Consider the following 6,338-nt stretch of genomic DNA (forward strand, 5'->3'; position numbering starts at 1 on the left):
TCAGGCCGCCCCGTTGCTCAGCCGCGCTGCCACCGCCTCGGCGGCGCGGGCCCCCTCTTCGTAGGCGCCCCCCGCCGTCCCCCATTGCAGGCGCGAGAGCGCCTCGCCGGCGAACCAGATCCTGTCGCCCACCGGCGCGTGCAGGGCTTGGCGCGCGCCCGCATGGCCTGGCGGCACCACCGCCCACGAGCCGCGCGACCAGGGATCGTGCCGCCACGCGCTGACCGCCGGGATCGAGAGATCGCGGATGGCTCTGGGTCCGAAATGCTCGGCCATTACCGCCCTGACGTGACGCCGCGCCCGGTCGGCATCGCCGCCGGCCGCGTCGATCGCCGCCGCCTCGTGGATGTCGAGCTCGTAGAAGTGGAACGGCGTGCCGTCGATCCTGGCGAGGAGCCCCGAGGGCGTGCGGCGGCCGCCCGCCATCGCGACGAGCCGGTCCGCGCCCCGGAAGGGACTCGACGGCCAGTGCAGCACCGCGTGCTCGTAGATGCCGCGGCTGAACCCGTCGATCGCGGCGCGCACCGGCCCCGGCAGGGCCGGCGTGAAGGCGAGGCTTTCCCACAGCACCATCATGGGCACCGTCACCACGACGGCGCGGGCCTGCAGGGGGCCCTGCGGCGTCTGGACCGTCACGCCGGTGCCCGACCAGTCGATGCCGGTGACAGGGCGCTCGAGCGCGATCGGCAGACTTTGCGCCAGCCGGGCCAGATAGGCGCCGTAGCCGCCAGCCAGAAAGAAGTTGTCGCCGTACTCCATGCTCGGGAAGTCGTGCAGCGACACCTCGCCGAGCGGCCGGCCCGAGACCAGCCCGTGCACCTGCGCGACCCGGGCGCCCCAGGGACCGAGCGCGGGTGGAAGCGCGCTCGCGGCCGGGCGGTCGGGCCCTTGCTCGGCGGCGCCCCGCGTCATGGCCTGGTCGGCCCGGTCGAAGGCGCGGGCGGAGGCCTGCCGCTCGGCCGGACGGCCGGGGCGGCCCGAGACCCAGGCATGGCCGTCCTGCGGGGCCCGGCGCAGCGACTCGCCGCGGGCGTGGCCGAGCTTGACCAGCGGATTGATCGGCCCGGCATGGAGCCAGTGCGCGCCGAGATCGACGTCGTGACCGCGCAAACGCGTGGTGAAGGTGCGCCCGCCGACCCGGCCGCGCGCCTCCAACACCGCGACCGCGATCCCGCGCGCGGTGAGCGTACGGGCCGCCGCGATGCCGGCGGCGCCCGCGCCGACCACGATTACCGCCGGATCGTCGGGCAACGGCGCGAGGCGGGGGACGAGGCTCGGGCGGTGATGGGCGTGGGCCGGCGTGCCGGTGGGGCTCATGGGCGGGACTACCTATCCGGGTCGAGGGCTCATCTGGGGCCGTCGGCTCGCGGGAGAAGCCTTGCGGCCGGCGATCACACGCCCCACACCTGCCGGGCGCCGAGGCTGCGGCGCGGACGAGTCGAACCCGGCATGCTGATCCAGTCCGCCTTCGCGGCATTCCGCCAGACCCTGTCGCCGCCGCTGCGCGCGATCTTGTGGAAGTCGCTCGGGCTCACGCTCGGCCTCCTCGTGCTGGTCTGGTTCGGGCTGACCCGGCTGATCCAGTGGTTCCAGGCGAGCCACCACATCTCGGAGCAGTACCCGCTCCTCGACACGCTTGCCTATTTCCTGGCCGGGTTCGGGCTGTTCGTGGCGCTCGCCTACGTGATGCCCGCAGTCTCGATCCTGGTGGCAGGCTTCTTCCTCGACGACGCGGCCGAGATCGTGGAGCGCACCGACTTCCCCGGTGAGCCCGCGGGCCGCGCCTTGCCCTTCGGCACCGCGATGCTCTACGCGGCCCGCTTCGCGGGGCTGACGCTCCTCGTCAATATCGGTGCGCTGATCATCTTCTTCGTGCCGGTGGTGGGCATCGCGGCCTTCTTTGCGGCGAACGCCTACCTGCTCTCACGGGAGTATTTCGAGATGGCCGCCGCGCGCTTCCGGCCGCTGCCGGAGGCGGCCGAGATGCGGCGCGAGCACGCCGCCACCACCCTCGCGGCGGGCTGCCTGCTTGCCGGGATGATGGTGGTGCCTGTCCTCAACCTCGTGACGCCGCTCTTCGGCATCGCCCTGATGGTGCACGTGCACAAGCGCCTCGCCGGGCGGCTCCCCGCCCCAGCGCCGACACCGCGCCTGCGCTGAAGCGGGCGCCCCCGCTAGCGCCGGGAGCCCCAGCGGGTGCCCATGCGGCCGGGGGGACCGTCAGGATCTGCGGCGAGCGCAGGGCCGGAAGCGCGCTGCGGGCGGTGCTGCGAGCCGGGATCGAGCGGCTCGGCGGTGAGGAGATCGGGGACCTCGGCGAGCGACTCGGAGCCGCGGCCGGTCGAGAATTGCCCGGCCTTGCGAAAGGTCCAGAGATAGCCCGGCACCACGGCCTCGGCAGCGGTGGGCTGGATGCCCAGCGCCTCGATAGTGCGTCCCTCCGCTTTCGCCGCCTCCGAGACCACGTTGTCGTGCTGGAGCTGCATCACCTGATCGCGGGTGAGCTTCAGGTCGGCGGGCAGGAGGCCGAGGGTCAGGGTGTCGGCGATCTCCAGCAGGCCGGCCTGGAGCCGGGCGAGCGGCAGCGGTAGGTCGACGACCAAGCGCTTGCGCCGCGTCACCTCCAGCATGTAGCGCACAAGGTGCTCGAGCGTGGCGACCTCCGGTCCGCCGAGCTCGTAGACCTTGCCCGCCGTCACGCGGCCGTCGACCGCCCGGGCGATCGCCTCTGCGACGTCGCCCACGAAGACCGGCTGGAACCGGCTCCCCGCGCCCGCGAGGGGCAGGACCGGCAGCGCGCGGGCGAGGCCCGCGAACCGGTTGAAGAAGCTGTCCCCGGGGCCGAACACCAGCGAGGGCCGGAACACCACCGCGTCGGGCACCGCTCGGAACACGGCCGCCTCGCCCTCGGCCTTGGTGCGGGCATAGGCCGTGTCGGCGCCCGGGTCGGCACCGATCGCCGAGACGTGGACCATCCGGGCGCCCTCGGCGGCAGCGGCGCGGGCGATCAGGCCCGGCCCTTCGGCCTGCAGGCGGTGAAAGCTCTGGGCGCCGCTCTCCTGCAGGATGCCCACGAGGTTGATCACCACGTCGGAGCCCGCGACCGCGCGGGCGACCGAGTCTGGGTAGCGAAGGTTCGCCTGCACGGCGACGATCTGCCCGACCTTGCCGAGCGGCTGCAGGAACAGGGCGAGGTCGGGCCTGCGCACCGCCACACGGATGCGGTAGCCGCGCTTGGCCAGCGCCCGGACAACGTGCCGCCCGACGAAGCCCGAGCCGCCAAAGATCGTCACGAGCTGCGAGGCTGGCCGAACCAGCCCGGGAGGCGTCGCCGGGCGGTCGGACGATGGGGTGGACGGTGTGGAAGGGCCGGTCATCGCCTGCTGATCTCGCATCCTCGTGGCGGCGCCCGCGCGCGCCGCCGGGCTTGTCGGTGCCGCTACTTATCGCAATTCTCGGTCGAGGGGAGCAGGGTCGCGCGCGCAATCGTGACAGGACCTTGCCGGCGACGGGGTGATGCCCGGTCGTCCCGCACTCGCACGCGGGTCCCGAAGGACCGTCCGGCAATCCGCCCCATCTCCCGCGTGCCTCTCGTGCGCGCACCGATCGGGCCGCTCGGTGCGGGGGGTGCGATCGTAGGTTTCTGATCCAGTCCGGTCTCGCGGACGCTGTCCGACCCAAGAATGGTGGGCGCTTGTCGCCGACGGCTCTTCGCAACGGACGGTTAAGGTTACCGTCCTAGATATGCTTGCATTGTTCCGTATCCCGGCGGTTCGGCCGCCCCGAGGATCACCCCGATGCGTAATCGATCCCTGGCAATGCTGGCGCTGCTCGGCCTGACGGCCGCCGACGCACGGGCGGCGGACCTCGGATACGACTACCTGCGGGGTGCCGAGTACGACGAGCCCGCCGTCGTGACCACGCCGCTGATCGACTGGAGCGGCACCTATGTCGGCGGCCACGGCGGCTACACCAACGCCGCGCTCGGCTTCAAGAACGTGTTCCAGCAGATGATCTACCGGGACTCGCACGACACGGCGGGCGAGAGCACGTTCGGAGCCTCGACGCTGCTCAACGCGCGTTCGCAACGGATCGACGGAGCCAGCTATGGCGCCTTCGCGGGCTTCAACGTGCAGTACGGCGATGTGGTCTTCGGCTTGGAGGGCGACTACACGTGGTTCGGGCGGACCGGAACTTCGTCGGACAGTCTCGGCCGGATCAAAACCACGGCGGACGGCAACCTTGAGAGCGTCCGCCTGACCGGCACGTCCACGACGCGGATCGAAGATTACGGCACGGTACGCGGGCGCGTGGGTTACGCCTACGGAAGCTTCCTACCCTATGTGACGGGCGGCCTTGCCTTCGGACGCATGCAGATCAACGACAACACAAGCTATCGGAACTTCGGCTATAATCTGACGACCTACAATGCCAACCGCGCGCTTACGACCGGTCAGCCTGCCTACGTCACGAATTTCGGTTATGCATCCTTCTCGCAAACCAATCCTGACGGAAGCACGCCGTACACGTCCTATCAGTCTGAACGGCGCAGCAAGGTCGTCGCGGGCTTCGCGCTCGGTGCCGGCCTCGAATATGCCTTGACGTCGAACATCATCCTGCGCGGTGAGTATCAGTACGCTCTCTTCAGCGACTTCGGGGGGCACAAGGCCAATCTGAGCACGATCCGGGGCGGTGCCGCAGTCAAGTTCTGACCAGATTCTCAGCGGAGTCCGCCGTGACCCTCTCGCCCCTCACCCGCTTCCTGTGCGCGGGATTGATCTGCGCATCGGCACTTCCGGCCGCGCCGGCGCTGGCCGAGGGCTACCGTGCCGGGCCGCCGCGCCCTTGCGCGCCTGCTCCGTGCCGCCGTCTGCCTCCGCCGCCCGCGTTCGGCTACGGCCCACCGCGGATCGTCAGCGGCTACCTGCCGCGCAACAACAACCTGCCGATGTACAACGAGCCCCCGGCGCGCCCGCCAGCGTGGTGAGACGGCGTCGCCGAGCGACCGTCAGCTCTCCAGCTCGCTGTCCCAGTACAGGTAGTCGAGCCAGGTGTGGTGATACTGCCTGTGGTCGAATTCGGGCTGGCGGTGGTGCAACTCGTAACGCGTGGGACGGCGGGGCTCGTTGAGGAGCGGCATTGCGGCCTCGTCCGGGGTGCGGTTCGCCTTGCGCAGGTTGCACGGGCTGCAGGCGGCGACGACGTTCTCCCAGCTCGACAAGCCGCCGCGCGAGCGAGGCACCACGTGGTCGAAGGTCAGGCCGCCGGAGGGCAGGCGCAGGCCACAATACTGGCAGCTGAAGCCATCGCGCAGATAGATGTTGTAGCGGGTGAAGGCCGGGCTGCGCGCCAGCGTGACGTAGTTCTTGAGGGCGACGACGCTCGGAACCCGCAGCGCCCGGCTGGGTGAGCGCGCCTCGACATCGTAGCTCGCTACCAGGGTCACCCGGTCGAGGAAGAGGGCGGTGAACGCGTCCTTCCAGGACCAGAGGGAGAGCGGATTGTAGGAAAGGGGCCGATAGTCGGCGTTCAGCACGAGGGTTTGCAAGTCCATCATCGGCACCACGCTTCGAACGGTGGCCCGGCGGCACGTTGCGCGGGCCAGATACGGCGCGCGGCCTCCGGGCGGGGAACGACGGGATCGGATGTGTCGCGGCACTGCCTGACGAGCGCGTGACAGGCACGGGACCCCGCAGAGCGGGGCGGCTGCTGACATTGGGATACAGGAGGGGCCGGCGGGCGCCCAAGGGGACCCGATGTGGCGGATACGACCGCCGCGTGGCGGGGCGCTGGCGGCTCACCGCCCGGCCGCGCCCCTTCGCGTGGTAACGAAAAGGCCCTGTCCATCGTGGCTTAGTCTAATATCACGGTGACAGGGTTGTGAAGCCGCGTTCGCGAAACCTGGCGACGCACCCACAGGCTGGCGTCTTCTCGACCCGATCCAGCCACGTGACCGGACGCGGCCCCCCGGGTGGGCAGCGGCCGGCTTTCGCATTATGAGAGGTCCGGCCCGCCGCGCCGACGGACCCAAAGATGCCGGGTGCCCAGCACCCGAGAGGCGCCGGAAGGGCGCCGCGCCCCCCACACGCCGCCGATCCGGGCCCGCCGCGCCCGCGCCCGCTCCGCAGAAGGATGCTGCAGAAGGATGCTGATGAGCCGACGTCCGAGCTGCCCCCCGAGCCGAGGCCTGCCCCCGCAGGACCTGAGCGCGACACGCCGCGGACCCCGTCTGGCCCTTCTGGCGCTCCTGGCCGGCCTCCTCGCCGCGCCCGCGGCCCTCGCCGAGCAGCCGCCCGCCCAGCCGCAAGCGCCCCAGCAGGCGCCCGCGGCCCCGCAAG

General features: G+C 71.3%; 6 protein-coding genes and 1 pseudogene. 4 read left to right on the forward strand and 3 right to left on the reverse strand.

Features of this window, described 5'->3' with window-relative positions:
- A complete protein-coding gene (locus tag MFF54_RS23005) occupies window positions 1–1,317 on the reverse strand; it encodes a flavin monoamine oxidase family protein (protein WP_238306540.1) in 1,317 nt (438 codons plus the stop codon).
- A gap of 132 nt (window positions 1,318–1,449) precedes the next feature.
- Between MFF54_RS23005 and MFF54_RS23010 the strand changes: the two genes are divergently transcribed.
- A complete protein-coding gene (locus MFF54_RS23010) occupies window positions 1,450–2,160 on the forward strand; it encodes a sulfate transporter family protein (RefSeq protein ID WP_238306541.1) in 711 nt (236 codons plus the stop codon).
- Window positions 2,161–2,174: 14 nt separating this feature from the next.
- On the opposite strand, the gene MFF54_RS23015 is transcribed toward MFF54_RS23010, so the two are convergent.
- Window positions 2,175–3,377 (reverse strand): complex I NDUFA9 subunit family protein, encoded by a 1,203-nt coding sequence (locus MFF54_RS23015; protein WP_238306542.1) that lies wholly within the window; start codon window positions 3,375–3,377, stop codon window positions 2,175–2,177.
- A gap of 420 nt (window positions 3,378–3,797) precedes the next feature.
- Between MFF54_RS23015 and MFF54_RS23020 the strand changes: the two genes are divergently transcribed.
- Together MFF54_RS23020 and MFF54_RS23025 are read left to right on the forward strand one after the other, a co-directional pair.
- Window positions 3,798–4,712 carry an outer membrane protein gene (locus MFF54_RS23020; protein WP_238306543.1) on the forward strand — a complete coding sequence of 305 codons (915 nt, stop codon included), beginning with the start codon at window positions 3,798–3,800 and terminating at the stop codon, window positions 4,710–4,712.
- A 23-nt stretch (window positions 4,713–4,735) separates the two neighbouring features.
- The gene (locus tag MFF54_RS23025; protein ID WP_238306544.1) at window positions 4,736–4,987 is read left to right on the forward strand and encodes a hypothetical protein; all 252 of its coding nucleotides are present in this window, start codon (window positions 4,736–4,738) and stop codon (window positions 4,985–4,987) included.
- A gap of 21 nt (window positions 4,988–5,008) precedes the next feature.
- Here the strand turns inward: MFF54_RS23025 and MFF54_RS23030 are convergent, their stop codons facing one another.
- A complete protein-coding gene (locus tag MFF54_RS23030; RefSeq protein ID WP_109950775.1) occupies window positions 5,009–5,557 on the reverse strand; it encodes an HNH endonuclease in 549 nt (182 codons plus the stop codon).
- A 594-nt stretch (window positions 5,558–6,151) separates the two neighbouring features.
- Here MFF54_RS23030 and MFF54_RS23035 point away from each other — a divergent pair.
- Window positions 6,152–6,338, forward strand: a pseudogene (locus tag MFF54_RS23035) (hypothetical protein); the annotation flags it as partial.

Origin of the sequence: Methylobacterium gregans (assembly GCF_022179245.1) — a bacterium.
In the GTDB taxonomy this organism is placed as follows: domain Bacteria; phylum Pseudomonadota; class Alphaproteobacteria; order Rhizobiales; family Beijerinckiaceae; genus Methylobacterium; species Methylobacterium gregans.

What these genes read in the sequence shown, in the direction of transcription:
- MFF54_RS23005 (WP_238306540.1), bottom strand. Translation starts at nt 1,317, where the DNA reads ATGAGCCCCACCGGCACGCCGGCCCACGCCCATCACCGCCCGAGCCTC.
- MFF54_RS23010 (WP_238306541.1), top strand. Translation starts at nt 1,450, where the DNA reads ATGCTGATCCAGTCCGCCTTCGCGGCATTCCGCCAGACCCTGTCGCCG.
- MFF54_RS23015 (WP_238306542.1), bottom strand. Translation starts at nt 3,377, where the DNA reads ATGACCGGCCCTTCCACACCGTCCACCCCATCGTCCGACCGCCCGGCG.
- MFF54_RS23020 (WP_238306543.1), top strand. Translation starts at nt 3,798, where the DNA reads ATGCGTAATCGATCCCTGGCAATGCTGGCGCTGCTCGGCCTGACGGCC.
- MFF54_RS23030 (WP_109950775.1), bottom strand. Translation starts at nt 5,557, where the DNA reads ATGATGGACTTGCAAACCCTCGTGCTGAACGCCGACTATCGGCCCCTT.